Origin of the sequence: Sphingopyxis sp. BSNA05 (genome assembly GCF_013265645.1) — a bacterium.
Classification (GTDB): Bacteria; Pseudomonadota; Alphaproteobacteria; order Sphingomonadales; family Sphingomonadaceae; genus Parasphingorhabdus.
In genome coordinates this window covers 1-26,139 of record NZ_PYIA01000001.1, presented here as the reverse complement: position 1 = coordinate 26,139, position 26,139 = coordinate 1, and the positions used below count along the sequence as shown (strand labels likewise).

Below are 26,139 nucleotides of genomic sequence, written 5' to 3'. Positions count from 1 at the left end.
TCGACCAACTGCGCACACGCTTGGCGACCGCATCCACAGCCAAAGAAGTCGCCGATCTAACCGCAAGATTGCAGTTGGAATCTGCCGCCATGCAGAATGACCAGCTGCGCTTGCAGGCCATCGCTTTGCAGCAACAAGCACAGGAACGCGCTCGCGCCGCCGAGGGTCAAGCCGCCTTGGTACAAAAGCTTGATGCAGCAAGCCGCTACTACCAGGGGCAATGACTATGCGGGCCGCACCTCTGACGATCCTGTTGTTGCTCGCGGGGTGCGGCGTGTCTGAAACCTCGGACGGGACTGACGGCGATATGCCAGCCAGAACTTGGAAATATTATGCTGCCCACCCTGCCGAGATCGAGCCAATGCAGGAAATTTGTCGGCGCTGGGCAGGCTCGAATACTCCTACGAGCGCGCAGCCTGCGGTGGTCACGACCAACTGCCGCGCAGCAGCATTCGCCAAGTCACAGCTTCAACTGACCCAATAGAAACCAACCAAAAGGACCATGTGCCGAAATGGATTTTAGCGATCATGTTTTTACCACGATGTTTGAGGCGCTTAATACCGCCTTGGGCGCGATCGTTGGTAAATATGCTGCTATAATCGGCATTGTATCGCCTGCGCTGCGGATCGGCATCGTGATTTATATTTCGCTGCTGGGTTACGCGATCATGCGCGGGGCTGTGCAATATCCATTCCGTGAATATGCTTATCGCGGCTGCCAGCTCGCGTTTCTCTATTTCGCCGTCACATCGCTTTACGGAACCCAGATCGGCATGTTTGCGCTTGGCGGCCTGCCAAGCCAGTTCGCAACGGCTCTCGGCGGCGCAGATGTGGGCGGTCTTGGCGGTTTTTATGACAAGCTGGCAGGCACCGGCTTTGAAACCGCTAACACTATGCGCAAGATCGCGGCCAATTATCAGGAAACGCAAGGCACGCTTCCCGATATCGGCTATGCTGTCTTTTCAGGCTTTTTGGTGGTGATGGTCCTCATAGCCACCTTGCTATGCTCAGCTATCGGTTTTGTTATCAGCGCATTCGGCCTGTTTGCCTTGGCCCTGCTGTCGGTGGTCGGCCCGCTATTTGTCGCGGCACTCCTCTTCGAGTCCACGCGCGGATATTTCTTTGCCTGGCTGGGTGCGTGCATCAATTATCTGATGCTGATCGTCTTCGCGCTGGTGCTGACGCTGTTTCTTACCCAGACCGGCGAAGCGATTATCGCCACTATTTCTGAAAATGACGAGATCGGGAAGGCCGCAATCAAGGCTCTGGCCTTCTACGCGCTTGGCTTTTTCTTTTTCCTGCAAATTCCCATGCTCGCCGCATCTTTAGGTGGCGGTGGCCCTGCCCTCGCCAACCAGTTTGCCTCGGCAATCGCAGCGGCAGGCGGGTTCGTTGTCGGACGCGGAGCGACCGGTGCGCAGGCAACAAGCCGCGCCATTGAACGCGGTTTCACGCGCGGCATCGCAAGAATGCGGACATCAGGTTCGGTCAGTCGCGGAACAAATTGAGGAGAAAATTATGCGTAAACAAATCATAGCTTTGATTGCCGCCTTGGCGATTTCTATACCTGCCAGCCCTATTGTAGCTGCACCAAAGTCGCCCAAGCTCTCCAAGTGCGACGGTAAGAAGCGCAGGCCAGCCAACCCTTACGGCTCTATATTGCCGACAGTCGATCCCGAGACTGGTACGTCAACGCCTGCAGGGCAACCGTCTGGTAATGAACCGGGCGAAGAACTGAAACGTGAAGGTGTTGAAGTATTCCCGAGCAAATCATCCGCGCTCCCAAAACCAGCAACAAGGCCCAGCACCAAGACCCAAACCATAGTCCCACCTATCAGCAGCGCGCAGCAAAAGCGCGTTTATCAGAGTTGCTGAGCGATGGCTGGCGGCGTCACCGACAGAGATGATCTCAAAGCCTATTTTGCGGAAAGCGCAAGCTGGGACCGCGACCGCTTTGTTGCAGCGCGGCGTTCGAAAAGGCTCGCGTGGATAGTTGCTGCGATTGCCAGCGGTCTTGCGATTACCGGCGTTGCCGCTGTTGCAATGCTGACGCCGCTTAAAACTGTCGCTCCCTACGTTATCACCGTGGATAAGGCGACCGGCGCTAGCGAAATTACCTCGCAAATGTCGGGCGATAACCAGATCACTTATAATGAGGCGGTCGCAAAATATTTTCTCGCCGATTATGTCCGCAACCGCGAGGGCTGGATACCGCAAGCACGCAAAGAGTTTTTGAGGGCGTGCTGGCAATGTCGTCACGCGAGGAACAGGCACGCTGGACCGCCTTCTATAGCAAAGACAATGCAAGCTCTCCGCAGAACGTCTTTACCGATCTTGATACGGTATTCATCGCGGTTAAATCGGTCACATTCGTCTCCGAAAACGTCGCGCAAATACGCTTCACTAAATCGCTCCAGCAAGGGTCGCGCGTTACTGACACGCAGGCCATCGCAACCGTGACCTACGATACCACGGACACACCAACTACCGAACAGCAACGGTTCAAAAATCCGCTGGGGCTGGAAGTGCAAACTTACCGCGCTGATCTGGAGGTCACACCATGAAAAATCTAAGAAACTTCACCCTATTGGCGCTGCTGCTTAGCGGATCGCCAATAATGGCTGGTGAAATCCCTCAGCCAACGGCGCAAGACAACCGAATCCGGGAAGTCATCTATGACGAAAATCAGGTCTTCCGTATTGTTGGAGTTTTTCGGTCGGCAACGCAGATCGTATTTTCACCGAGCGAACGGGTCAAGCATGTCGCGCTTGGCGACACCATATCCTGGGAAGTTGCCCCGGCTGAAAATTCGCTGTTCATCAAACCTCGCGAGCGCGCAGGGCCAACTAACCTTATCGTCATAACCAGCTCAAATGCGGGTAGCCGCACCTATACATTTGAGCTTCGCGCACGCCGGGGTGCGATTCGAGAAAAATCACCTGATACCTTTTTCAAAGTTGCGTTCCGTTATCCGCGCGAAGAGGAAGCCGCCGCGCAGGAAGCAGCGACGCAGGCCGCATATACTCAAGCCGCCGCGCTGCAATCCGGTGCAATACGCTCCGCGCTTGATCTGGGGGTTCTCGAAGGCGCACGAAATCTCAAATATAGCGTACAAGGGTCATCGAAAATCCAGCCTTCCGAAATTACCGACAACGGGCAGTTTACTGCTCTGCGTTTCCCAAACCAACGCGAACTTCCAGCTATATTTGCAATCAATCCCGACGGTAGCGAAAGTATCGTTCCGTTTGATGTACGCGATGAATTTGTGGTGGTGCACGGCGTGTTTGCGCAGCTTCGTCTGAGGCGCGGCAAGAAGGTGCTGTGCATTTTCAATGAAGCCCCGAATTTTTATGGGCGCGACCCCAAAACCGGCACGGCATCAAGCATCGTTGAACGCACAGATAACGGGGAGACACGGTGATGACCGATACAGCCAATGATGTCGGAACTGCTGAGCGCGCTAAAGTCGATCAAACCCCTGACCCAGACGAAATTGACCGCAGCCCGGCGGGCGAACGCGGCAGCAAAATGCCGTCTATCCCCGGCACCACGATGGACCCAAAAAGATGATCGGCTTTGCCGCCGCCGCTGGTGCACTTATGTTTACGGTGCTGGCACTTGGAACCGGGCTAACCGGCAATTCAGAATTGCCGCCCGTAAAACCAAAACCGGCACTCGAAGCCGCAGACTACGATCCAGCAACGGTTATTGCACCAACGCTCGCAGAAGCGGAAACCGATCCCAATGCGCCTATTCCAATAGGGGAACCGGTTGTTCCTGCCATTGGTCAGCAACCACAATATTCGCAAGGCCAAGCTCCAGCTGCCGTGCAACAGCGGCAGCAATCGTCAGCCGAGGCGCTGCGCGAAGCTGCGCGCCGATCCACGCTGATTGCCTATGGCGGCGAACGCGGGACCGGAAATGTTGGTGGAAATCCAAGTGGACCCTATGGCGATTCAAATAGTGCGGGAGCTGCTTCACCGCAGCAAACCACAAATCTCGATACGCTCCGCCGCGCATCGGTCATCGGGCAGGCTCAGGCCCGGTCGCTTCCAGATCGCAATTTTCTGATTACGGCGGGAAGCTTCATCCCTTGTGTCCTGCAAACCGCAATGGATTCCAGTCAGCCCGGCTATGTGAGCTGTATTGTTCCGCGCAATGTATATTCCGACAATGGCCGGGTCGTGCTTCTGGAAAAAGGCACCAGAATCTTTGGCGAATATCAGGGCGGCCTCAATCGGGGCCAATACCGACTGTTCGTTCTCTGGACACGCGCTGTCACACCGCGCGGCATCGCGATTGATGTGGGCTCGCCGGCAACCGACGCACTTGGTCGCGGCGGCGTAGACGGTAAAGTCGAGAATTTTTTCTGGAAACGATTTGGCACCGCTTTGCTTTTCAGTCTTGTCGAGGATGCAGCGACCGTTGGGGCGGAAGCGGTCGGCAATAATGGCTCGAACACAACCCGTGTTCCATCTGACGCAGCCTCCACCGTCTTGCAGCAGAATGGCGACATCAAACCGGTCCTGCGCAAAAATCAGGGTGAGGACGTTGGAATAACCGTCGCACAGGACTTCGATTTCTCGGCCGTTTACGGCCTTGCGCTTAAATAATGGCCGCGCCGGGTAAAAACACCGCTGTTCTGGACAGCGTGACCCAGCCTTTAGCTAAATATCTGATTGATGAGAGCGTCACCGAACTGGTCATCAACCTTCCCGGTGAGGTCGGCATAGAGCGCGGCGGACGCTGGACATGGGAAAACGAGCATTCGCTCGATTTCAAGACGCTTATGGCGCTGGCAACTGCTGCAGCCGCCTATACAGCGCAGGATATTACTCGCGAAAATCCGATAGTTTCAACCATCTTTCCAAGCGGTGAGCGGGTGCAAATCATTATCCCGCCGGTTGTCCCTGATGAAACGGTCTCAATCACCATTCGCAAACCATCAAGCGTATCCATGACACTGGATGATTTCGAGGCAGCGGGCTTGTTCAACAACACACGGATTGCTGAAAAGAAGATCAGCCAGCATGAGTTAGACTTGCTCGCTCTGCTTCGCGCAGGTCACCATGTCGAGTTCTTCGATGCTGCGGTCAAAGCAAAGCTGAATATTCTTATCTCGGGTGCAACCGGCTCTGGCAAAACCACATTTTCCAAGGGATTGATCCAGCTGATCCCTTCCGAAGAACGGCTCTTAACCATCGAAGACACGCGCGAATTGATCGTACCCCAGAAGAATGTCGTGCACATGCTTTATGCAAAGGACGGACAAGGCACCGCCAATGTTACTGCCAAGCATTTGCTGGAAAGCGCGCTCAGGATGCGCCCTGATCGCATCTTGCTTCAGGAGCTGCGGGATGGGACGGCGTTCTTTTACCTGCGCAACGTCAATTCAGGTCATCCCGGATCAATCACGACTATCCATGCCGATTCTGCCGAACTGGCGTTCGAGCAGCTGACTTTGCTGGTCAAGGAAAGCGAAGGCGGATCCGATCTGGCGCGAGACGATATTAGGGCGTTGCTAAAAATGCTCGTGGATTGCGTCGTGCAAATCAAAAAACTGAAGGCAAATTTCGGGTAACGGAGATCTATTATGACCCAGAAGGCAGGCACGCCGCCTGACGGCGGGGCATTGAGATTACTCATCGGAATCCCGTTCGGGCTGCTCATTGCACTCGCCATAGCCAGTATGATTGGGTGGCTTATTCTAGGTCTGCCCGTCACAGCCTATGATCCGCTCAAAATTCCCCAGTTCGTCTGGTATTATCGCGGCGATCCGCAAGTTGTGCGGGCGATGGCGGGTGGTTTGATCGGCGGGTGCTTGCTCCTCATTGGCCTAATCTATGCGCTTTGGGCGCGCGGTGCGCCGCTGCATGGAGCTGCGCGCTTTGCCCGTGAAAGCGAGGTCAAGCGCCACGGCTTTCGTAGCAGTGTCGGAATCGTCCTCGGCCGCAAGGGGGGCCGTTTCCTGACCTTTGGTGGCAGCGAGCATGTCATCGTCGAAGCTCCAACCCGCTCAGGTAAAGGCACCGGTATTGTCATTCCAAACCTGCTGACATGGCAAGGCTCGGTTGTCGTGCTTGATGTAAAACGCGAGAATTACGACGCCAGCGCGGGGTTTCGCGCCCATTACGGTCAGGACGTCTATCTGTTCAATCCAACCGACCGTGAAGGTCGCACTGCCCGTTACAATCCGCTGGCCTATATCAACCGCGATGATCCAGATGATGTCATCATCGAATTGCAAAAGATCGCAACAATGCTGTTTGTTGCGCCCGACCACGGCGAAGCATTTTGGGCTAACGGCGCGCGCACCGGATTTGCAGGCGTCGGCGCGTGGCTTGCCGATACAAGCGACGAGCCGCTGACAATGGGCGCAATCTATCGCCACCTCACCGAAGGCGATGCACGAAGTTTTTCAGAAAAGAATTGGCCGATCCCAAACTAAATCTGTCGGTCGGATGCCGAACGGCACTGGCTGATTTTGCTGGTGGCTCCGACAATAGCTTTGCCGATGTCAAGAAAACGATCACAAACGTCCTCGGCCTTTGGCTCAATCCCTTGGTCGATTCCGCCACAGCGGCAAGTGACTTCGATCTGCGTGATCTTCGTAAGCGCCCTATGTCGATCTATCTCGGGGTATCGCCCGATGAACTGGATCGCATTGCACCGCTCTACAATCTGCTGTTGCAGCAGCTTATTGACCTCAACGTGCGAGAGCTACCGGGTGAGACCACGCCGATACCAGTGCTGGTCATCCTTGATGAATTCGCCCGGCTTGGCCGCGCTTCGGTGATTGCCAGCGCCTTTTCCTATGTCGCAGGTTACGGGATCAGGCTCCTTCCGGTCATTCAGTCGCGATCGCAATTGCGCGGCGTCTACGGCGAGCATGTCGCCGATGAAATCGTAGCCAATTGCGGTGTCGAAGTGGCATTTACGCCCAAGGAGCTGCGCGTTGCCAACGATTTGTCCGAACGCATCGGCTATGTGGGACAGGAAAGCGTCACCAAATCGCTCACCATCAATGGCTTGCTCGCTAACCGCTCCAAATCCATGTCCGAACAGCGCCGCGCGCTGATGTTGCCACAAGAATTGATGCAATTTTCTGCGGAGAAACTTATCCTGCTGCGCGGCGGTATTCCGCCGATCATCGGCACGAAAATCGCCTATTTCAGTAGCCGCTTCTTCAAAAAGCGAGCTATGGCCCCGCCTGTAGTTCCGGCCATTGAGCGCCGAGCACCTAATGCTGCCAGCCCCGCTTCATTTCGGGAAATGAGCGACGAAGAGGCTGAAGGAAATCCAGCATATCCGCTGAATCCCAAGGACATAAGAACAGAAGATTATCCAAGCGCGCTCGCCGATTTGTTGACCATTGATCGCGAAGGCAAGGTGCAAGGCATTTTAGAGGAAGGCGATGAGCATGGCTGACGAATTAGAAGGCGCTGCCCCGCGCGCGCGTAGCCTTGATGGCAAAAGGGCGCCCGAGAAGGCAAAGTCCGTACCGACCAAGCCCAAGCGCAAAACGGAAAAACCGACCATCACCGACGATCTCACCGGTAAATTTCTGCGGGTCGGCAACAAGCTCTACCGGACATCGGATGATAGTACTCCGATTGTACGTCTCGAAGCCGGCCGGCTCAAGACCCGCAATATCGACGCCCTGCCCGACATTATCCGTATCGCTAAGGCCAACGGCTGGACCTCGGTAAAGATCAACGGCGGTGACAAGTTCAAAAAGGCAGCATTTCTAGCTGCTGCTGCGCAGGGGCTAAAAGTAGAAAATTACAAACCGTCCAAAATTGTTCGTGCCGAAGCTGACCGTCTGCAAGCAAGAATTGCGGAACGCGAGAAGCGGCGTGAAGGCAAAAAGCCGGTCAACAAATCATCGGGTGCGGCGGAGGCGACAACAACATTCAAAGCCCTTTCTGATCGCTTCTTAAAACAGTCTCATGAGGAAAATGCGCGCGACCCCGAACTGCGACGCGCCCAGAGTCTGGTCGCCCAAACCATTTCGATTACACGCGCGAAATATCTGAATGATCCGGTAAAGGCGTCAACGGAAGTTGAAGCGAAACGTCAGGATGTAGCGCGCCGCATTGCTAGCGGAGATAATATCGCCGCCATTCAGGTCCGCAACCAGCAGGCCCAGCGCGTGCGCGAAATTACACAAGATCAGACATTGCAGCGCGAGGGGCGTACTCGTTGACGCAGCCGTAATGGCATCCAACGACAACTTCAAGGCAAGAGCGGCAATAAGAACCAAGTGAACCGCCCCGGTATTGCCGGAGGCTCCAACTCTTGAGTAGAAGGAGCCATTATGAACAAAACAACGAACAAATTTGCACCGGAGGTTCGCGAACGTGCGATCCGTATGGTGTTGGATCACCAGAGGGATTATCCATCGCGCTGGGCGGCAGTAGTTTCGATATCAGAGAAGATCGGCTGTTCGCCACCGACGCTGCATGAGTGGGTGAAGCGTGCAGAAGTCGATCGCGGCTCGCGTGCCGGAGTTCCCAGTGATGTTGCTGACAAGTTGAAGGCACTGGAGCGTGAGAACCGGGAACTGCGTCAGGCCAACGAGATTTTACGTAAGGCATCGGCATATTTTGCGCAGGCGGAGCTCGACCGCCCGTTTCGCAAATGATCGCGTTCATCGATAAGTATCGCGGTAATCATGGGGTCGAGCCGATCTGCAAGTTGCTGCCGATCGCCCCATCGACCTATCATGATCATGTCGCCAAGCAGCGTGACCCATCACGACTGTCAGCCCGCGCGCAGCGCGATATACTGCTGAAGCCGGAGGTTGCGCGCGTCTTTACCGAGAACTTCAGGGTATATGGCGTGCGCAAAGTCTGGCGGCAAATGAAGCGCGAAGGCTTCGACGTTGCCCGTTGCACCATCGAACGACTGATGCGCGATATGGGCCTCCAAGGGGTGATACGCGGCAAACCAGTGCGCACTACGATCAGCGACAAAACAGCGGTTTGCCCGCTTGATCATGTGAACCGTCAGTTCCATGCGCCTGCACCCAATAGGCTGTGGGTGTCTGACTTCACCTATGTCGCAACCTGGGCTGGCTTCGTTTATGTCGCGTTCGTGATTGATGTTTACGCTCGTTATATTGTTGGCTGGCGGGTGAGCAGAACTGCCCACGCCAGCTTTGTTCTCGATGCTCTGGAACAGGCGCTTCATGATCGCAGTCCTACACATCGCGGCGGTCTGATCCATCATAGCGACCGCGGCAGTCAATATGTGTCTATAAAATATACCGAACGCTTGGCTGAAGCAGGCATTGAACCATCGGTTGGAAGCGTGGGTGACAGTTATGACTGTGATAAGGTTCTGGGACCTGATGGTCTGACCCATGTTACGATTGACTGCGTGTCATTGCGTTGACGTGTCGGCCATCAGGTCGCCCTGGCAACGGGCGAGATGTGACTTCATAGGAGCCTGACGGGTTCGCCCCTTCACAGTCCTGTCCTCTCTGTGTGGTGTCCGGGCACCACACAGAGAGGACAGGACATGACCAATATCAACATCAGTGGCGTCATTATCGGCGTCGATACCCATAAATCAACCCATGTTGCCGTGGCAATTGATGCCAACGGCAGCCGATTGGCAGCATTTTCCGCCCCGGCGACAATCAAAGGTTATTCGGCACTCGAAGACTGGGCCTCCGCGTTGGGCACCATCACATCCTTTGGCATTGAAGGAACCGGATCATACGGAGCCGGGCTGTCTCGCCATCTTCTTGCCCATGGCCACAAGGTCATCGAGGTTACTCGACCCAATCGACAGTTACGTTACCAGCATGGAAAAAGCGACAGCCTCGACGCCGAAGGAGCAGCTCGGTCGGTGTTGGCTGGACAGGCGACCGCCAAACCCAAAACTCAGAGCGGTTCCGTCGAGATGATCCGGCACCTCAAAATCGCACGCGATACCGCGGTTAAATGCCGGTCTCAGGCGATGGTGACGCTGAAAACCCTGATCATCAATGCGCCAGCATCGCTTCGCGATGCACTTGACCAGATAAGCGGTAAAATCACTCTGATCCGCTACATTGCGACGTTTAGACCCGGCGCAATAACTTCAACAATCGCATCGGCTAAAACGGCCCTGCGTGCCCTGGCGCAACGATGGCTGACACTGCACGAAGAAATCCAGTCGCACGACAAGGCGCTCGAGCAGTTGGTCGCAAGCCGCGCGCCAACCTTGTTGGCATCGCATGGGATCGCGACAATGACCGCAGCTGAAATGCTTATACTGGTTGGCGACGATCCCACCCGCATCCGCTCCGAAGCTGCACTCGCTAAACTCTGCGGGGTGTGTCCTATCCCCGCATCAAGCGGCAAGACCAACCGCTTCCGGCTCAATCGCGGCGGCAACCGACAAGCCAACGCTGCGCTCTATCGGGTCGCAATCGTTCGGATGCGCAACCACCAGCCTACGCTTGCCTATGTCAGCAAACGCAAGAAAGAGGGAAAGAGTAACCGCGAGATTATCCGCTGCTTGAAGCGATATATCGCCCGCGAAATCTTCACCAATTTGTGTCGCCCAGAAATACCACCGGCCACAGGTTGACAAATATAGGAGCTTCAACGCTTTAGCCGAGACGATCAATGGCCTTTACAAGGCCGAAGTGATCCATCGGCGTGGACCCTGGCGGTCGTTCGAAACGGTAGAATATGCCACGCTCGAATGGGTGAACTGGTTCAATAACAAAAGGCTGCTTGAGCCCATAGGAAACATCCCGCCTGCTGAAGCCGAGAAAAACTATTACGCCATGCTGGACGAAACCCACATGGCAGCTTAACTTAAACCAAATAGCCTCCGGCAATACCGGGGCGGTTCAATCGGTAGGTATCTGGGCTTTTACAATGGGAGAAGACCGCATTCGAGCCTTGCCGCCAAGACGCCCGATCAAACATATTTTGACAACCTGCCTGTGAAAATGGCAGCATGAATTTGGCAACCGATATGGTGTGTCATTCCGGTCGGGCTACGCCCTCCCTGCATAACACACCATATCGGAATATTGAGGAAACAAACGGCAGACGATCCACTTATCTTTTGCCAATCGCTGTGCAAACAAACCGAGCCACCTCTCTACTCTGGCCTAACTACTCAGAACCCTACGCGAAAACATGAGGTATCTGACCGGAACAAAGTATCTCGGAAGACATTCGATTGTTAGCGACTTCTCTCTTTTTCTGGCGGCGGTTGGTCGGGGGCAATGACATCCTTGAGTAGCGATGCGCGGTTCAACAGTCGTGAATGATGCGCAGCAAACACTTCCGGGGTAGCATTCATGCCTTGATGCTTGTCGAGGAAGCCGCTCACGTCGCTGGCAATTTCCCGGTCTTCGGTTGATCCAGTCGCGTCCAGCGCAGAGGCAGCATGACGATATGCCTTACGTATTTCCTGCCACTTTTCTGTACCATTGGCGACAAATGCTGGCAGCGCCGCCTGCCCCGCGCGACGGCAATAGCCTGTTCGTTGGTGAGACGATCCGCATCGGTCATCTGACCGCTTGATCCGGCCCGCAGCCGCGCCCGCAATTTGACCAGCGCCATGCTTGACCCTGCGATCCCCTGCCCGCGCGCGCGTCTTGGCGTTGCTTCCGCAACCACACCGCGTGCGCGGAGTTCTCGCGCAAACCTCTCTCGCAAGCGACTAAGCTGGACTGGGCGTGGATTGAATCGGGTTCGATCAAGCCCCTCTGCTTGCACTGTCAAATGAACATGCGGGCGCGGCGTATCGGTGTGAAGCGCCATGACATAGTCGTGATTGTCGCTAAATTCGGCATGAGCCAGCGCGCGCACCGATCCCAACACCTTGTCGGGGTCGGTGCGCGCAGGCATCGAAAAACTAGCGACACCGATGACACAGTTGGCCGTGACCGCCATTGGAGCGTGTCGCTCCACTCCGCCGCACGCTCTGCAATATCTTCCTTGCTCGTGAGGATTTCACCGTCGCGGCTTTCGATCTCGACGTCACCCTTGCGTCCGATATATTCAAGATGGGCTTTGACATGACGACCGCCCTTCTGCCGCCCCGTCACTTTGACCAACACTTCGGGCGCGCGGCGCACAATCCGCGCCAGCTTGGCCCGAGCTGTTTTACCGCTGGCAGACCCATAGCTGGCATAGAGCGGGATAAGCGGCTGGCCATTCAGGTCATGGATATAGCGCACCCGGAATGCGGGACGGGTCGCTTCCCACAATGCTGATTCTAGGGCCGATTCCAACCCCATCAATCCGCAACCGCCCAATAGCTGGCATCACCGCGCATGGCTTCGCCGACGGCTGCTACCTGCTCGGAAATTTCCATACGCATGTCAGCGATACGGCGCAGGTCGTTTCCAATCTGCTTGTCGCCATCTTCCATCATACGCAAATTGGCAGCCTTCATTGCCTGATTGAGATTGCGGCCAATACGGAGCAACTGCATTCGTATCGGTGCGAGCTCAGCCAGCAAACCATCATCGACGCGCGATTTCAAAGCTAGATGGCGGCGGACCAATGCCTTGATCCATCCTGCTCGATCTGTCGAACGCAGTGACGCGCGATATTCGATCACCGCAATCTCGGCATCGGTAAAGCGCAGCGAGACACGATTCCGCGCCACGCCATAGGGACGTTCGATCAGTGGGCGACGGGTATTCTCCGCCAACATCCGTTCGATCAATTGGCGCAAGACTGCGCTTCGACCGCCTCGCCCTACCGCGAAGCTATCGAGCGCCGCAAGTGCGCCCGTATCGAGCCTTATGCTGAGCATCGCAGTCGTCGGTGGGGTATTTGTCGCCATTAAAATTGCCTCGTGAAACACGGGCATTGTAATACAACACGCGCCGCTAGGCATATCCTGCAATTAAGACAAATACCCTAAAACCCCCTAAGAAATGCGCATCCAAAGTGGCCATATTTGTTAAATATGAAGGCACCCTTGGATGCGCTTGGGGGTTAGGACTCTAAGTGCGTTTGTGAAGCGAGGCTTGCCAAACGGACAAAAGATCGCCGCACGATTTCGTGCTGGCGCGTTCGCACTCCCCCATTCGGCGATCTCGGCGACGGAGCGACCGCAGCCGTTGCAGACGCTGGCACTGGTGTCGAGCGCGCAAGTATCTTTGCAAGGAGAGAGTAGCCGTTCAATGACAATTCTAACCAGCTCTCTACCTATTCCGCCAGCTAATCTACTCGAGGGAGCGTATGAGGAGTGAAACGTTGGCTTCCATGGTCACGATTGATCGACTGGATTTCCGCTCCTGGGTGGAAAACGGAAGGTCTGCTTTCGAGCTGCAGGCTTGAAAGGCTGCTTTAAGACATATCGGAGATCGCCAACAACTGCCGCTAATAATGCGCACGTTCAGGGAATGTGTGGCGCGGCCTCAGAGCGAACATTTAGTTATTATTGCTTGCCCAGAATTCGAGGCTTCGCGACAGGACTTCCAGTATCACGTGACAGAAAATAACGATCAATCGCGAACGACATTCCAGCGATCATTCCAGAATGAGTGCCTGCCAGTAGCTCTGGCAAATCGAGCCCATTTTCCAGATACATGCCGAGATAGTCCATTTCGTAACCAAAAATTGGTGTCGCGCCTTGGAGCCGCTCGCGTGCGGCGAAGTAATTGAGAAAATCTAGAGGATCGCTCAGGATATCGACGCAACTACCAAGTTCTGCAAGATTCAAGGTTGGAGGCAGTTTGAGATCCTGAGGAATCCAACCTGCTCTTTTGAGTTCAAATTCAGACATAGCCATCGTTGAAAAGTCATCGAGCGTAACTGAAATACGCACCACAGCATCGATGTTGTGAGGATCGAAGCCGAGGCCCGCCGCGACTGCCAGAGCGTCAGAGTTTCCTTCAGTAGCCAGTTTTAAGATACCAGTCAGTCGGGCTGATTGCTCTGCTGGTTCAACGATCAGTCGCTTAACGTGCTGTTTGAGCGCTTTTGGGGAGCCGCGCAGTGCGGATGATGAGACACTGCCAGATTTGGCTTCTGCAATCAGCAGGATCCGGTCGAAAGTAGCCAATAAATCGGTGTCATACTGAACGCCTTGCCATTGCCATTTCACGCCGCTCTTGACGCAAGCTGAAGGTAGAGCGGTTCGCACAACTTTGCTAATTTCGTCTTCAAGATAGGTAGATTTCCGACGGTCTAAATCATCAACGATTCCAGCTTTTTCGCTTAGGTCCCGCAAGATCACTGGCAGAAACGCCGGGATCGACTGTGGAATGAAGAAAAGGAAATCGTCGCCGTCGTGCAAGCCCGGTTTCTGCCAGACAGGGTTTGCTAAAAATAGGTGCTGCGTGTCGGAGTCCTCTAGACATCCCGGCACCATGCTCAATGATCGTAGAATTGTAACCACTTTGGCGACGGGCTGTCCCGTCTGAGCGGCAATGATTGAAGGATCGATCAGCATTTCCATCATAAGCCAGCGGTCGGCATGAACCTGCAGCATCATACGGAGACTGCGAAGGCTCATGCGCTTTGGAAGGCTATCGAGAAGTTCGGCGGGATCTCCAGCGACTCCCTCGTAACGAACAAAGAAATCATGAACAATTTTCTTCTTCGTGCGTCCTTTGAAGATGTCCTTTAACAGAATGAATCGGTCACCAAGGCGTTTTTGGTGCAAAGATACCATCTTCTCGATTGTCGAAATCAAGTCGCTGGCACTGAAGCCATGATGGACCTCAAGTGCTCGGTCTAGCGGCTCATGCCATGACCGAACGATCCGAAGCATGTCATCGTAGTAGCCCCAGTTTCGGACCATCTGTATATGGTCACGCATTTTTCCTGAAGCCCAATGACCAAGAGTGTATCTGGGTCGTGCGTGCCACTCAATTGCTGCAATCGCTGTTTGTGGAAAGCGGCACTAACCGCCTTCACTGTATCAATTGCTTTCTGGACATCTGACGGTGTTGCAGGTTCGGTGCCCCACTCCCGGCGGTCGATGGTCAGCAACAGTGCCTGTAGCAATTCTATGTGATGTTGCTCAATCCCTTCGAGCAACCCTTTGCCTGAGGTTCCGTCAGGGCCGACTGGTGAAGACATTCCCCAGCAGGCTATTGTTGCCATAAGATGTGGCGGGAAGGCAGAACGGAACAAGTTCTGGATTGAGTTGATATGAGCAGGGAAATGCTCGGCTGCCTGTTCCGCCATTGCTATTGACGCGCGCCGATGAACGTCTTTGTTGATTTTAGAAAAGGGTAACTCCCGGATGATCATGTTTGAGATATATGCGGGCGGGAGCCTTTTGGTAAGCGGTGATTAGCAAGCCCAGAGGCAAAAGGTGCTCTAAGCGATTAAAACACAGCGAAGCCCCGCCCGAACGGATCGGGCGGGGCTGAAATTTGTTTGCTTATTCGCCGCTGGCCTTGCGGGCGCGTGACCAGATCAGATTAAAGGTCTTGCCATCTTCGTCGTCGAACAGGTTGGCGAAAATGGGTGCGGTGAAGCTGGGATCGTCGAGCTTGACCGACAGATACGCCCGGTCTTCCTTCGAGGTCTTGGTCCAGGCTGCTCCGATTTCTGCGCGACCGACAAAAACCCGGTGGGTCGGTGCGTTTTCATTTTCGCTTGCTTCTTCGGGAACGATGCGGACGTTCTTGGTCTGAACGCTCATTGTGACGATTTCGCCTTTGTAGCTTTCACCTGACTTTGTGAATGATCCGATATTTGCCATGATATTTCTCCTTGAGTTTATATCGATCCCGCGCTCATCGCGGTCTCGATGGCTGGTTCAAAGGCCGGGATATGGACTGATGCACCCGCAGGGCCGCAGCGCAGCGAAGGACGTTGGACACGCGGATTTCTTGTTTCCGCGAGGAATGCCTGGAACAGGCAGGGGAAGAAATTGGTGGGGCCAGCGTTGCAGCAAAGGCCATAAGGCGCAGCCGTTCCCGGCCTACCAAGCCATTCGAAGAGACCGGGCTGGGCGCGGACCCGCTAAATCAGAACAATGGAGAAACTGGCAAATATCGCTGTCTGAACCAATAGCAAAAAGTGCAAATCCGGCGAAATCTGTGAGCATGACCTCAGACCAAATTCCAATGATTCCCGATCTGCGCGATGGTAATATGCCGCCCACCCCCGTATTGAACGCGCAGAAACCGAAGGCTGCCGCCAAGACTTGAATCAGATCAGCAAATTGATCGCTCATCACGAACACCCAGCCAATGCACACCATCCTGCCTGTTCGCCGATGAAAATGGCTGACAGTCGCTCGGCTACGCGCCTTTAAGGCTGGCGAAAGATAGCCCAATAGCCCCGCCCGATCTGTTCGGACGGGGCTTTCTCGGAAAATTGGAGGCTTGGCAAATTCACACTGATCGCCGCCAGTGTATCCCAATCATAAGGCGGGTTGTCTTTATCGGACAAATACACGGACGGCGCTAACGCGCCGTCCGCTCATTCACTCAAGCCGCAATCCGCCCGTCCTCGGCGGCTTCGCTATGGGTAGCTTCGCCGCTCTCGTCCTCGTCTTTTGCTTCTTCGGGAGACACCGCAACCTGCGGGACTGGATCCGATGGTTCATCCTCCTCCATGAGCCACTTGGCTCTTTCAGCGGCGGCCACCGTTCCGACCCCGCCGCGCTCGGTATAGGCGGATGGCGGAAACGCCATCCAGCGCGGAACCCAATGCTCCTGCTTTTCGCGGCCATTCTCGCCGGTCAGGAAATCACCAATAACGCCTTTCACGACCTTGGTCTTTTCGCTGGCATTGGCGGCAGCAATGCTGCTCCGCCAACATCCGCCAAAAGCGCGGTCAAGACTTCACGGTCGCGCACAAGGTCCATGAACGCATCATCCGCCGTCCAGTAATCCGCCATCTCCACATCAAGATGGACACCCAAGGTTTCGATAAGATCGCTTCCCGCTGCCAGCGTTTCGGCCATGACAACACCCAATATCTCCATGACCACGCTATCGGGCACATCAAGCAAACGCAGCAGCAAGCCGCTCATGCCGTTTCTTGTCTCATGGCCAAGCGTGACCGTGGGTTCATCGGCATCAAAGCCAAGCACCGCCAACACCGAACGGCGGCGCTCGTCAAAACGGGCCTCCGCCACGCTGGTTTCGACGCTCTCGGTAATCGCTTCCTTGCGGCTGCGCTGCTCCTGCACCTTCACATTCCACAAAGGCGACCCGCAAATCGCGTGAGCGACCATCACGCGCAGCGCGACATAGGGACTGGCCGCAAGTTCGCAGCGCACAGCCGCATGGCGGTGTAGATTGACATATTCCGCCATTGGTCCGGTAATTTCGGGACGCTTGGGCTTGTCTGCCTTGCTATCCACTTGCCCGGTTTCCCGCACCCGCGCTTCCTTGGCGGTCAGATAGCCTTCGTGGACAGTCACTTCACCCTTTGCGCTAACATCAATATAGACCCGGCCCCCTTTGCGCTTGGTGGTCTTTTCATGGTCCCAAGTCTGGAAATAGCTGTCTTGCGGGATGATCTGCACATCGCTCCAGCCATCCTCAAGATATGCCGCTTTCTTCGCTTCAATGGCGGCAGACTGTGCTTCCCAAAACTGGTCCGCGTCACCAAAATAGCCATCCTCGGCAAACAGATCGCTGACGATCTGGCCCTTGAACTGTGCCATATCGAAGATTGCAGCGGACACCGAAATCGACGCGCCGCCAAAGAGCCACGCCTTTAGCTGCGTCCCGCGCGGCGCATAGGCTTCTTCATCCTTGAACAGAGCCAGCCACGCCTTTTGCTGCGCCTTGCTGGCCAAGGTTAGATGGCGCACGGTGGCCGCATCAATTTCTTCGGCGCGGTAGGCTTTGCGGATGGGCGGCAAAAGATTGCCAAGCGCAAGAATGCGCCCCACCATCTTTTCGTCCATCCCGAATGTATCGGCAATCTCGGACGCCTTGCGGCCTTTCTTCACCAATTGCGTAAACTGTTCCCACTGCGTCACCTCGTCGGGATTTTCGCGGACAAGATTTTCAATGAGCGAGGCCTCCAACGCGGCGGCATCGTCGCCATCTTCCAATATCGCGCAAGGGAGCGGTCCATCGCTGCCGCCTTCTTCGGCAACTGTGGTTGCCGCATGATAGCGCCGCCGTCCCGCGACAATCTCGAATGTTTCGGCGCTGCCGTTGGGACGCACCAAGAGCGGAACAAGAACGCCCCGCACCCGCACCGAGGGTAATATATCGCTAATATCGGGCGGCTTCTTGCCGTTTCGCATATTGGCCGGTGACACCGACAGTTTGGCGAGCTCTATATTTTCGAGTTGCATTGGTATTCTCCTACAAAGTTACGTTGATGATTGGCCCCGCTCCCGTTGCATACGGGGGTGGCGGTGGAAGCGGGGCCGGTGGGCCGCACGGCAGGATTGCCGTGCGGGGTCTGCCGCGCCTTGACCGGAGGGGTGGGCAAGACGGCGGAAGCTGTAGATCATGCGCGGCGCTCTTGCCTTTGCGCCAAGACGGCGGCTTTCAGCCGCGCCTCATCCTCGGTGATGCGCCCGACCATTCGGGCGGCATCGGCGTAAACGGTGAGCGGAAATCGCGCTTCAAAATGCAGATCGCGCTCAATGGACAGATCGAAAGGCAAGGTCAGAGATGCAATCTCTGACAGGCTGACCGAACCGAGTTCGGGACAGCCGAACCCTAGATCGGCCAGACCGAACAAAGTGTCGCCATCGCTATCCAGTTCCGACAACAGCCAAGTGGCTGCGCCGACCGGATTGAAAAATTTGACCACAGGCACATGATCGCCGCGATTTTGGCCGTTGGCGATCAGGCGCTTTCTGTGATCTTGGGTCAGTAGCATCATAGGAAAAACTCCTTTCAGAACATCTCGATCTGGTTGCGGCTATTGGTGTCGAACAGGCCATGATCGGCGGGTCGCTGGGCCTTCTTGGGTACCATCGGCGCGTTGGCGCGCATCGCCAGCCGCTGGGCTGGCGTGATCGGCGCGACACCCGACACCAAAGTCTGGACACCGAGGGGAGTCTGCTCCGCTTCAAGCGGGGCGGTGGCATGATCTGGCGACACACTGCTCATGCCGCACACTCCGAGCGCAGCGGCTCCTGATCGGCGAACGCCAAAAGATAATCCGCCGCCTTGCTGGCCTGACTGGCGGCTTTGAAAATGGCGCGGTTGTCCTGCCGCAACACCGCCAGCCAAGAGCCGAGATAATCGGCATGGCGAACGGTGGGCACGATACCGAGCGCAGCGCAGAGAAAAGCCGAGGTGAGTTCAGCGCACAATTCTTCCCGCGCATAAAGCGCGGTCCCGAAATTGCCCGACTGGTCGCGGCCAAGGCGGATCTTGTGGCCCGTCCAGTGACCAAGTTCGTGCAAGGCGGTGCGGTAATAGTCGATTTGATGGGTGAATGCGGGTTGCGGGGGAACCTGCACAAAATCCCCGCCGACATTGTAAAAAGCCTTGGTCCCGCCCGTTCGAAAATCCGCTGCGGTTGCTGCAATCAAAGCCTCGGCCTGATCGTGCAATTCGCGCTGCGGAAGCGGTGCGGGTTCGGCGGTCAGCCGCTCCGGCAAGCCATCGCACTGCGCGGCATTAAACACGGTAAAGCGTTTGAGGAATGGAATTGAGCGGGGCGCATCTGAATTGCCAGCGTCACCGTTCCCCTGCTCTTTCCTATCATCATCCGGCGTAAAGCGGTCGGCATAAAAGATTGTCCGGCCCTTCTCGCCTTTGCGGACGCATCCGCCAGCGGCCAAGGCTTGTCGGAATGTCAGCCAATCCTGCGAGGGATAACCGCCATCAATGACAGCGCCCCAGAGTATAAGGATATTGATGCCCGAATAATGCCGCCCCGTAATTGCATTGCGCGGCAAGCCGGTCACGGCGTTGCCGCTATCCCAAGGCTTCACCCATGGAAAAACCCCTTCCTCCAGCTGCGCGATAATCTGCGCGGTCACTTCATCATAGAGCGACATTTTCGGCGCGGCACTGCCGCCACGGCGCGTCTTGCGCGCAGCGCGCGAAGCGCGCTTGGCCTTCACTGTCCTGCCCGTGCCGCTATCCGAAACATTAGAATTTTCATGCAACATAACCGCCTCCATCGCCCCAAAACTGCCGCAACCGGCCCCGGAGAGGCGGGGTGGGCGGCAAGAGCGACCAGAAAGGCCCGCATCAAGCGGTCAGGCGCACAGAATTGTTTATGTGACTGCTTTGAAAAGCAGTCGATGGGGCTGAAACGAAGTGGAAGACCCGGCCTTGAAAGGCCGGGTTGCGCCTGAGCGCGGCGGGCCTAGCCGGGAGCGCCGCCCACCCCGTCTCTCTGGTGACGGAAAACAACGCCGGCGCGTCCGCGCCGTCCATATCAATCGCACTTCATCGCGATCCAATCATCCGCGAAGCGGCCCAGCAAAAACGGCACCCTTGCACGGCGCGACGCCGCGCGGTGGTGTGCGCGCGCGTCCGTGCGCCAGCGCCCACCGGGCAAGGAGAGAGGCAAGAGTGCCAGCGGGTCAGAACAAAAAGCCGCACCCTCAAGGAGCGCAGCGGGAAAGAGTGCGTCCTTAGAAAATCCCGCTCATTATCCAGGGCGTTGCGGGGTGTCCCCGCAGAAGGGGTAGCCGGAGACAGCATAGCGGCTCCGGCTCAGGGGAAGGCCTTCCCCCAACCACAATTTCAAACAATGTTCTTGAAATGTTTTTACCTCTGTCAGTGAACAAGCTACAATATCCCAATGAGCAATTTGTCCAACCGACCTGATCAATTTGAAGCCATCCATATCGCCCACCAAGCCCGTGAAATTCTGCGCATATTGAATCACGAAAGAAGCACAAATAGCCAAATTCTAACCAGCTGGCTCGGCAGCATAGGCCTTGGAATCTCCCATCGCGGCCTTCAAGATTTACTGGATCGTCTCGAAAAAGAGGCTTTGGTTCGCACCGAGAAAATCGACAATTTCCGTGTCATCCACCTCCGGCAACTGGGCGGAGAAATAGCTTCCGGCACTGAAACATTGGACTGGATCGCCAAACCAGATCTGCCCGATTGATAATATTATGGCAGATCATAAACGTACTATCCGGATCGCTGACTTTGAACTGCCGCGAGGTCCAGTAACAATCGAGATGCTCATGGCTATGCCGCGGGCAAGCTGGGAACATTTGCGCTCGCAGATCAATCTGCGCCGACAATCTGATTCATCAGTGCCATTGGCCCGGTGCAGGCTTTGCGAGGCTGGTATATTCATTCGCTCGCAGGCGACGAAGAACGGTCATGTGCCAATGTTTGTTCATTTTCCGGAAGGTTCCAAGGACTGCCCTTGGTACGAGGGCCGGACTTTGCGGCCGGATGCCGCCCGTGCCGCGCAATATCAAGGGCATCAGGAATCGGCACTCCACCGTCAACTATGCGTAACAATTGAACAACTGGCTAACGCCGATACCCGCTGCACACATTCGGCGGTGGACACTTATCTGCGGCCCGCGATCCACATGCGTGGGCGCTGGCCAGATGTGTATCTTGAATTTGGAGAATTGGGCAAGTTTGCACTCGAAGTCCAGCTTTCCAAGCCCTTTGCGCCGGAGATTGCTGCACGCCATATTCACTATGACAATGAAGGCGTCAGGCTCGTATGGATTTTCAATATTCTCGAAGACCCGCTGCCGCAAGGCTTCCATGATGTCATCACGATGCAGCGAGGCAATGCCTTCCTGTTCGATGATGCTGCGCAGGCGGCTTCAATCGAACGCGGAACGCTGGTCCTGAAATGCTATCTCGAAAATGGTAAAGGCGGTTGGCTCGATCCACAACTGGTAACGCTGGATGATCTGCAAACTGACTATGGCCGGTCGGCATTTGTTGAGGACCGGCGGAGCGATTTGTTGGTAGCAAGCAGCAAGGAAGAACGATCGCGCTGGTGGAAGGCATTTCAACAAGCGCAAAATGACAAGCCCAATTCGCCGTTCTACAGCACAGCATTTGTATCTGCCTGGGATTCGCTACAATCGAGTGTGCCGGGGCTGGATGCGTGGAGGGAAGAATTTTGGGCATCGCGCTCCGACAGAAGCCAAGCGCATTTGGCCATGCTCTTTGCGATCCTTTGCTCGGTCGCGCACAGCGCCGACACCGGCACGGAAAATGTCTATATCACAAAATATAAAGGGGAAGGCGCTGTTCTCGCCATGCTCAATAGCAAACTGAGTAGCGGCGATTTCAAACATTGTGCCAATCTCATAGATAGCTTTGTTCGCTCGACCGCGCTAGCCGATCTTGCGGAACGGCCATCATTAAAGCGAATGATCAAACAGGCCCAAGAAACTGAAGCGCAAATCGATAACGAACATCCGGTTTGGCGGGCGATGACTCGGCTTTTCCCGGAAGTGCTGGATGGTCTAGTCAGAGCTGAACTGGACGATCTTGGACGCCTTCCCAAATGGGCCGCTTGTTCTGATAAGGCTAGTTGAGCAAAAAGTGTCCGAAATCATGCTACATATTTCGGACATTTCTAACTCGACATTGTCCGAAATCATGCTACATATTTCGGACATGGACAAGTCACCCATCAGTCTGAAAGAGCAAATTCTTGCTCGCATCGAAAGCGGTGCAACTATCACGGTCTGGACACCGAGCGATTTTCTTGACCTTGGTAGCCGTGATGTCGTCGATAAAACCCTGCAACGTCTCGTCCGTGCGGAAGAATTGCGCAGGATCGACAGGGGCCTCTATGATAAACCCCGAACCAACAAACTTACACAGCAGGATAACCCGCCAAATCCAAAGGCCGTTATCGATGCCGTCGTGCGGCGCGATCAAATACGAGTGCTGGTTGACGGGATGACCGCAGCTAACGATCTCGGCTTTACCAATGCGGTGCCAGCCAAGATCATCGTCCATAGCGAAGCGCGCTCCAAGAAGATCAACCTCGGAAATCTTACCATTTATTTCAAACAGACAGCTCCAAGCAAACTTTTCTGGGCAGGCCGCCCCGCGATGCGCATCGTCCAAGCCCTTCACTGGCTGCGCGACACGATGCCGGGTGACGATATGGCAAGTTGGAAGAACAAACTATCGATCCTGCTCAAAGACCCAAAGCATGGGACGAAGCTGCGTGCTGACCTGACCAATGGTATGTCCACCCTTCCGGCCTGGATGCAGGAATTGCTCCGTCCGCTTGTTTCCAACGAAACGCCGTCCGCATGAATCCAGCTTTTGACGATATCTTGCGGGCCGATATTGATACGCGCCAAGGTCTGTTCACCACAACGGCTCAACGCATGGGAACAACCCCGCAAAATGTCGAAAAGGATTTCTGGGTCTGCTGGACGCTTGATGCCCTGTTCAATGGCATCACCGAAGGCCCGCGCCTACTGTTCAAAGGTGGCACCTCGCTTTCCAAGGGGTTCGGATTGATACAGCGATTTTCAGAAGACATCGACGTCACAGTCTTTCGCGATGATCTCGGCGTTCCCGCATCGATCAATGAACTGGCCGCGTTGAGCGGCAAAAAGCGCCAGAAAGCGCTTGATGCGATCAAAGACGCTTGCGAAGCATATATAAATGGCCCGCTGATGCAGCACCTTTCAGCGATTTCAGAAAATGCCTGCACCCGAAATGGTCTGGAGCAAAATGCGATCCGGATAGAGGCGGACCCTGCCGACCGGCAAACCTTGCTGGTTATCTATCCCAGCATAACACCGACCGACGCCTATATCGCTAAATCAGTAAAAATTGAATCGGGCGCTAAATCGGCACTCGATCCAAACTCCAACCGGTCGATAACGCCTTATGTTGATACCGATGTTCCTGGGATTGATCTGGCCGTTCCCAATGTCACCATTGTCGATGCCGAGCGAACCTTCTGGGACAAGGTGGTGATCCTGCACGGGCTGCGCCGATGGTATGAAATCCGAGGCCAACTGCGCGGTAACGGCCAGCGTATTTCGCGCCACTATTATGATTTATACCGTCTGATCCAGTCGGAAACGGGACAATCGGCTACCGAAAACCGGGCGCTGGGTGAGGATTGCGTCGCGCACGCCCGCATGTTTTTCAACCGTCCGCCCTTTGATCTGGCTTCCGCGCAGCCTCCAACATTTGCGCTATGCCCCGAGGGAGGAATGGTTGACGACCTTCGGCAGGATTATAAAGCGATGAACACGATGATTTTGGCGATCCGCCGCCGTTTGATGCGATCATCGAGAAAATTGCAGAGCTCCAGCAAACCCTCAACGGTGCCGCATGACCGACTGCGCAAGAGCCGCAAAATGAGATCATTTCTCAAGCGACTATTTGGAACTGATGCTGAAACCAAATCCAATGAGCCACCAGCGTCATCCCAGGACCTTGAAATCCAAGAATTTGGTCATGGTCTCATCTCTATCGACCCGCTCGATTTTATTGGTCGTTCCTCCAAATCGCCGAATGGACAATATCGCCTCATCTGGTCTGATAGAAATCCCGAAGGCACGAGAGGCGGTCATCGTTATGAAGGGCATGGATCATGGACGTTGCTATCACAAGACCAGATATTAGCGGAAGGCAGGCTCGAACGACCAAACGACGGACAGGTAGCTGACAATGGTACTTTCATTTTCAACGACTGGATGTTCGGAGACGGACTGAATGGACGTTTCCACGCTTTCTCTGTGGATGGAACGCAGCTCATTGCGAAAGATCTAGCGGCCAACCTTTCAAGCAATGGCCTGTCCAAAGATGGCCGATATGCCATTTGCCAGACGGCCAATGCGCCCGGCAGCGATGACAGTTGCCGCTACATCCTGTTCGATCTTGAGGAAGCGCGGGAAATGGCGCGATGGGAGCCTGAAACCGGATGGGCGAGCGGCTATGAATTTGACAGCGTAAATCGGCGGTTATTCATCATATGCGAAGGTGATGAGCGCGTTGGCTACAATTTCGACGGTCAGATGGTTGACCGTGACGGATGGCAAGAGCGGAAAATAGCCGATGGCGATATCAATATCATCCGTAAAGTTCTTGAAGGTGTTGATAGCAAACCGGACAGCGACCTTCGGAGCGCAATGATCGATGGGCTAAACCGCACAATCGAACAGGGAGAAGGCTGGCATCAGGCACGCGCATTACGCTTGCTTGGCGAAATCCACGAAGCCTCCGACAAGCCAGCTGAAGCATTAAAGGCTTATGACAAAGCTTTGACGATTGATCCGCAGGTTGGCGTTTCAAGACGAGCCGAAAAGCTAAGAAAGTCCCTCACCCCCAAATCCAAACAAGGTAGCGTCAAAAAGATGGGGAAGTTTGAACGGCAAGCGCATCGGCTGGGCATTGAGCATGAAGTGGTGAACCTGGAAGCTGGAGAAAAGAATAATTGGCGGTTCCAAATGCGCGATGCCTGGTCATCGGTCGAAGAAGCCACCCTCACCCACTACGAGAATGCTGGTTGGGCCGGGGCCGCAGCAGAAGGCGGCCTAATGTTGACGCTCATTAAAGCCGCATCATTCACAAAACTGGACCGCAGGAATGCCGACACTTTTATAGAGGCCCTTTACGCTCAGAATGTTGCATTTGACCAAGACAAATTCGACACTAACCAGCTGATTGGGACGCTCACTCGCGCAACGCATGAGCAGCTCAAGCACAATTGGAAAATCATTTCAGCGACTGCCGGAGTGTCGCCCGCATATTACCCGACTGTCCGATTGAATCATGTCCTCGAATTATTCGATCATCTAGGTCCGGAACGGCTTGCACAGATTGCACAATTATTTGCGAAAGCACCCTACGATCTTCGCGCCGGTTGGCCCGATCTGACGCTTTGGAACGGTGACGATATTCGCTTTGTGGAAGTGAAAGCGCCAGGCGATTCCATGCACGCAAGCCAGTCGCGCCTCATTTCAACCATTTTACTGCCCTTGGGGTTCAAAGTCAGCCTCGCGGAAATTCGTATCAAGTAATTCGCACTCGAATTTACTCATAGATTTTGCGAACCAAGACTACACAGCGGCTCTGAATGAAAATACCAATTCAACTCCAAGCCAGATCAATCATGGCAACGTGCAACCAGGCAGTTTCTCAAACACGCAGAATGTGCAGCGTTGCCGAGTAGATCTTTCCTATCCCTTACGAATTAGCCATTTAACAGCAGCCGTAAACAGCGAATCGCAAACATTCTACCTGTCACTCACACTAAGATTTCAATATAGCTAGGGTCAGGACTCATTAAC

24 protein-coding genes, 5 pseudogenes and 1 other annotated feature are annotated in these 26,139 nt (G+C 55.0%); of the genes and pseudogenes, 17 read left to right on the top strand and 12 right to left on the bottom strand.

The genetic code is table 11. From position 1 onward, the window contains the following. The 13 genes and pseudogenes from C8024_RS00150 to C8024_RS00090 all read left to right on the top strand — a co-directional run. Nucleotides 1-224: type IV secretion system protein (locus tag C8024_RS00150; RefSeq protein ID WP_217271898.1), on the top strand; the 224-nt coding region annotated here is incomplete at its 5' end. A 288-nt stretch (nucleotides 225-512) separates the two neighbouring features. Further along, nucleotides 513-1,508, top strand: coding sequence for a type IV secretion system protein (locus tag C8024_RS00145; RefSeq protein ID WP_173202506.1), 996 nt, complete (start codon nucleotides 513-515; stop codon nucleotides 1,506-1,508). A gap of 10 nt (nucleotides 1,509-1,518) precedes the next feature. Further along, nucleotides 1,519-1,875 carry a hypothetical protein gene (locus C8024_RS00140; protein WP_173202505.1) on the top strand — a complete coding sequence of 119 codons (357 nt, stop codon included), beginning with the start codon at nucleotides 1,519-1,521 and terminating at the stop codon, nucleotides 1,873-1,875. Nucleotides 1,876-1,878: 3 nt separating this feature from the next. Continuing rightward, nucleotides 1,879-2,564, top strand: a pseudogene (locus C8024_RS22665) (virB8 family protein). Continuing rightward, nucleotides 2,561-3,421, top strand: coding sequence for a P-type conjugative transfer protein VirB9 (virB9, locus tag C8024_RS00130; protein WP_173202504.1), 861 nt, complete (start codon nucleotides 2,561-2,563; stop codon nucleotides 3,419-3,421). The pseudogene C8024_RS22665 and the gene virB9 overlap by 4 nt, the downstream one beginning before the upstream one ends. After that, nucleotides 3,421-3,570 (top strand): hypothetical protein, encoded by a 150-nt coding sequence (locus C8024_RS00125; protein ID WP_173202503.1) that lies wholly within the window; start codon nucleotides 3,421-3,423, stop codon nucleotides 3,568-3,570. The genes virB9 and C8024_RS00125 overlap by 1 nt, the downstream gene beginning before the upstream one ends. Further along, nucleotides 3,567-4,613 carry a type IV secretion system protein VirB10 gene (virB10, locus tag C8024_RS00120; protein WP_173202502.1) on the top strand — a complete coding sequence of 349 codons (1,047 nt, stop codon included), beginning with the start codon at nucleotides 3,567-3,569 and terminating at the stop codon, nucleotides 4,611-4,613. The genes C8024_RS00125 and virB10 overlap by 4 nt, the downstream gene beginning before the upstream one ends. Further along, a pseudogene (gene virB11, locus C8024_RS00115) lies at nucleotides 4,613-5,622 on the top strand (P-type DNA transfer ATPase VirB11). The gene virB10 and the pseudogene virB11 overlap by 1 nt, the downstream one beginning before the upstream one ends. Continuing rightward, nucleotides 5,594-7,428 (top strand): annotated as a pseudogene (locus C8024_RS00110) (type IV secretory system conjugative DNA transfer family protein). Before virB11 ends, C8024_RS00110 begins: the two co-directional pseudogenes overlap by 29 nt. Further along, a complete protein-coding gene (locus tag C8024_RS00105) occupies nucleotides 7,415-8,206 on the top strand; it encodes an LPD7 domain-containing protein (protein WP_173202501.1) in 792 nt (263 codons plus the stop codon). Before C8024_RS00110 ends, C8024_RS00105 begins: the two are co-directional and overlap by 14 nt. A 111-nt stretch (nucleotides 8,207-8,317) precedes the next feature. Beyond that, nucleotides 8,318-9,330: pseudogene (locus C8024_RS00100) on the top strand (IS3 family transposase); the annotation flags it as partial. Further along, nucleotides 8,599-8,715: a sequence feature (AL1L pseudoknot), on the top strand. (Overlaps the previous pseudogene by 117 nt.) A 192-nt stretch (nucleotides 9,331-9,522) precedes the next feature. Next, the gene (locus tag C8024_RS00095) at nucleotides 9,523-10,581 is read left to right on the top strand and encodes an IS110 family transposase (RefSeq protein WP_173202500.1); all 1,059 of its coding nucleotides are present in this window, start codon (nucleotides 9,523-9,525) and stop codon (nucleotides 10,579-10,581) included. A 16-nt stretch (nucleotides 10,582-10,597) separates the two neighbouring features. Then, nucleotides 10,598-10,813, top strand: a pseudogene (locus C8024_RS00090) (integrase core domain-containing protein); the annotation flags it as partial. 523 nt (nucleotides 10,814-11,336) lie between these two features. Here C8024_RS00090 and C8024_RS22660 read toward each other — a convergent pair. The 12 genes from C8024_RS22660 to C8024_RS00030 form a co-directional block, all read right to left on the bottom strand. Next, nucleotides 11,337-11,822, bottom strand: a complete 486-nt coding sequence (locus tag C8024_RS22660; protein ID WP_367947071.1) for a hypothetical protein — start codon at nucleotides 11,820-11,822, stop codon at nucleotides 11,337-11,339. Further along, on the bottom strand, nucleotides 11,732-12,223 hold the full coding sequence (locus C8024_RS00075; protein WP_217271896.1) for a hypothetical protein: 492 nt from the start codon (nucleotides 12,221-12,223) through the stop codon (nucleotides 11,732-11,734). Before C8024_RS00075 ends, C8024_RS22660 begins: the two co-directional genes overlap by 91 nt. A 29-nt stretch (nucleotides 12,224-12,252) precedes the next feature. Further along, nucleotides 12,253-12,861 carry a hypothetical protein gene (locus tag C8024_RS00070; RefSeq protein WP_254305407.1) on the bottom strand — a complete coding sequence of 203 codons (609 nt, stop codon included), beginning with the start codon at nucleotides 12,859-12,861 and terminating at the stop codon, nucleotides 12,253-12,255. 66 nt (nucleotides 12,862-12,927) lie between these two features. Next, entirely contained in the window at nucleotides 12,928-13,152 is a 225-nt protein-coding gene (locus C8024_RS22655) for a DUF1289 domain-containing protein (RefSeq protein WP_173202508.1), read from the bottom strand. Nucleotides 13,153-13,407: 255 nt separating this feature from the next. Then, nucleotides 13,408-14,745 carry a hypothetical protein gene (locus C8024_RS00060; RefSeq protein WP_173202496.1) on the bottom strand — a complete coding sequence of 446 codons (1,338 nt, stop codon included), beginning with the start codon at nucleotides 14,743-14,745 and terminating at the stop codon, nucleotides 13,408-13,410. Continuing rightward, nucleotides 14,709-15,230 carry a hypothetical protein gene (locus C8024_RS00055; protein ID WP_173202495.1) on the bottom strand — a complete coding sequence of 174 codons (522 nt, stop codon included), beginning with the start codon at nucleotides 15,228-15,230 and terminating at the stop codon, nucleotides 14,709-14,711. The genes C8024_RS00060 and C8024_RS00055 overlap by 37 nt, the downstream gene beginning before the upstream one ends. 133 nt (nucleotides 15,231-15,363) lie before the next feature. Further along, nucleotides 15,364-15,687 carry a DUF736 domain-containing protein gene (locus C8024_RS00050; protein ID WP_173202494.1) on the bottom strand — a complete coding sequence of 108 codons (324 nt, stop codon included), beginning with the start codon at nucleotides 15,685-15,687 and terminating at the stop codon, nucleotides 15,364-15,366. Nucleotides 15,688-16,420: 733 nt separating this feature from the next. Next, nucleotides 16,421-16,702 carry a hypothetical protein gene (locus C8024_RS20600; protein ID WP_254305406.1) on the bottom strand — a complete coding sequence of 94 codons (282 nt, stop codon included), beginning with the start codon at nucleotides 16,700-16,702 and terminating at the stop codon, nucleotides 16,421-16,423. Further along, nucleotides 16,699-18,252 carry a ParB/RepB/Spo0J family partition protein gene (locus C8024_RS00045; RefSeq protein WP_254305405.1) on the bottom strand — a complete coding sequence of 518 codons (1,554 nt, stop codon included), beginning with the start codon at nucleotides 18,250-18,252 and terminating at the stop codon, nucleotides 16,699-16,701. The genes C8024_RS20600 and C8024_RS00045 overlap by 4 nt, the downstream gene beginning before the upstream one ends. Before the next feature lie 158 nt (nucleotides 18,253-18,410). Continuing rightward, nucleotides 18,411-18,791, bottom strand: a complete 381-nt coding sequence (locus C8024_RS00040; protein ID WP_173202493.1) for a DUF2958 domain-containing protein — start codon at nucleotides 18,789-18,791, stop codon at nucleotides 18,411-18,413. Between the two features lie 14 nt (nucleotides 18,792-18,805). Then, the gene (locus C8024_RS00035) at nucleotides 18,806-19,021 is read right to left on the bottom strand and encodes a hypothetical protein (RefSeq protein ID WP_173202492.1); all 216 of its coding nucleotides are present in this window, start codon (nucleotides 19,019-19,021) and stop codon (nucleotides 18,806-18,808) included. Next, nucleotides 19,018-19,920, bottom strand: a complete 903-nt coding sequence (locus tag C8024_RS00030) for an ArdC family protein (protein WP_254305410.1) — start codon at nucleotides 19,918-19,920, stop codon at nucleotides 19,018-19,020. The genes C8024_RS00035 and C8024_RS00030 overlap by 4 nt, the downstream gene beginning before the upstream one ends. A 755-nt stretch (nucleotides 19,921-20,675) precedes the next feature. Here C8024_RS00030 and C8024_RS00025 point away from each other — a divergent pair. From C8024_RS00025 to C8024_RS20595, 4 genes are read left to right on the top strand one after another with little or no spacing between them, the layout of a single operon-like run. Beyond that, nucleotides 20,676-20,990 carry a hypothetical protein gene (locus tag C8024_RS00025; RefSeq protein ID WP_173202490.1) on the top strand — a complete coding sequence of 105 codons (315 nt, stop codon included), beginning with the start codon at nucleotides 20,676-20,678 and terminating at the stop codon, nucleotides 20,988-20,990. Nucleotides 20,991-20,997: 7 nt separating this feature from the next. Then, entirely contained in the window at nucleotides 20,998-22,404 is a 1,407-nt protein-coding gene (locus tag C8024_RS00020; protein ID WP_173202489.1) for a hypothetical protein, read from the top strand. 7 nt (nucleotides 22,405-22,411) lie between these two features. Continuing rightward, a complete protein-coding gene (locus C8024_RS00015) occupies nucleotides 22,412-23,140 on the top strand; it encodes a DUF6088 family protein (protein ID WP_367947070.1) in 729 nt (242 codons plus the stop codon). Continuing rightward, nucleotides 23,137-25,869, top strand: a complete 2,733-nt coding sequence (locus tag C8024_RS20595; RefSeq protein ID WP_254305404.1) for a nucleotidyl transferase AbiEii/AbiGii toxin family protein — start codon at nucleotides 23,137-23,139, stop codon at nucleotides 25,867-25,869. Before C8024_RS00015 ends, C8024_RS20595 begins: the two co-directional genes overlap by 4 nt. The last annotated feature ends 270 nt before the right edge of the window (nucleotides 25,870-26,139 follow it).

Excerpts from the sequence above, each read along its gene's own strand:
- C8024_RS00145 (WP_173202506.1), top strand. The coding sequence starts at position 513 with ATGGATTTTAGCGATCATGTTTTTACCACGATGTTTGAGGCGCTTAAT.
- C8024_RS00140 (WP_173202505.1), top strand. The coding sequence starts at position 1,519 with ATGCGTAAACAAATCATAGCTTTGATTGCCGCCTTGGCGATTTCTATA.
- virB9 (WP_173202504.1), top strand. The coding sequence starts at position 2,561 with ATGAAAAATCTAAGAAACTTCACCCTATTGGCGCTGCTGCTTAGCGGA.
- C8024_RS00125 (WP_173202503.1), top strand. The coding sequence starts at position 3,421 with ATGACCGATACAGCCAATGATGTCGGAACTGCTGAGCGCGCTAAAGTC.
- virB10 (WP_173202502.1), top strand. The coding sequence starts at position 3,567 with ATGATCGGCTTTGCCGCCGCCGCTGGTGCACTTATGTTTACGGTGCTG.
- C8024_RS00105 (WP_173202501.1), top strand. The coding sequence starts at position 7,415 with ATGAGCATGGCTGACGAATTAGAAGGCGCTGCCCCGCGCGCGCGTAGC.
- C8024_RS00095 (WP_173202500.1), top strand. The coding sequence starts at position 9,523 with ATGACCAATATCAACATCAGTGGCGTCATTATCGGCGTCGATACCCAT.
- C8024_RS00070 (WP_254305407.1), bottom strand. The coding sequence starts at position 12,861 with ATGCCTAGCGGCGCGTGTTGTATTACAATGCCCGTGTTTCACGAGGCA.
- C8024_RS00060 (WP_173202496.1), bottom strand. The coding sequence starts at position 14,745 with ATGCTTCGGATCGTTCGGTCATGGCATGAGCCGCTAGACCGAGCACTT.
- C8024_RS00055 (WP_173202495.1), bottom strand. The coding sequence starts at position 15,230 with ATGATCATCCGGGAGTTACCCTTTTCTAAAATCAACAAAGACGTTCAT.
- C8024_RS00050 (WP_173202494.1), bottom strand. The coding sequence starts at position 15,687 with ATGGCAAATATCGGATCATTCACAAAGTCAGGTGAAAGCTACAAAGGC.
- C8024_RS00045 (WP_254305405.1), bottom strand. The coding sequence starts at position 18,252 with ATGCAACTCGAAAATATAGAGCTCGCCAAACTGTCGGTGTCACCGGCC.
- C8024_RS00040 (WP_173202493.1), bottom strand. The coding sequence starts at position 18,791 with ATGATGCTACTGACCCAAGATCACAGAAAGCGCCTGATCGCCAACGGC.
- C8024_RS00035 (WP_173202492.1), bottom strand. The coding sequence starts at position 19,021 with ATGAGCAGTGTGTCGCCAGATCATGCCACCGCCCCGCTTGAAGCGGAG.
- C8024_RS00030 (WP_254305410.1), bottom strand. The coding sequence starts at position 19,920 with ATGTCGCTCTATGATGAAGTGACCGCGCAGATTATCGCGCAGCTGGAG.
- C8024_RS00025 (WP_173202490.1), top strand. The coding sequence starts at position 20,676 with ATGAGCAATTTGTCCAACCGACCTGATCAATTTGAAGCCATCCATATC.
- C8024_RS00020 (WP_173202489.1), top strand. The coding sequence starts at position 20,998 with ATGGCAGATCATAAACGTACTATCCGGATCGCTGACTTTGAACTGCCG.
- C8024_RS20595 (WP_254305404.1), top strand. The coding sequence starts at position 23,137 with ATGAATCCAGCTTTTGACGATATCTTGCGGGCCGATATTGATACGCGC.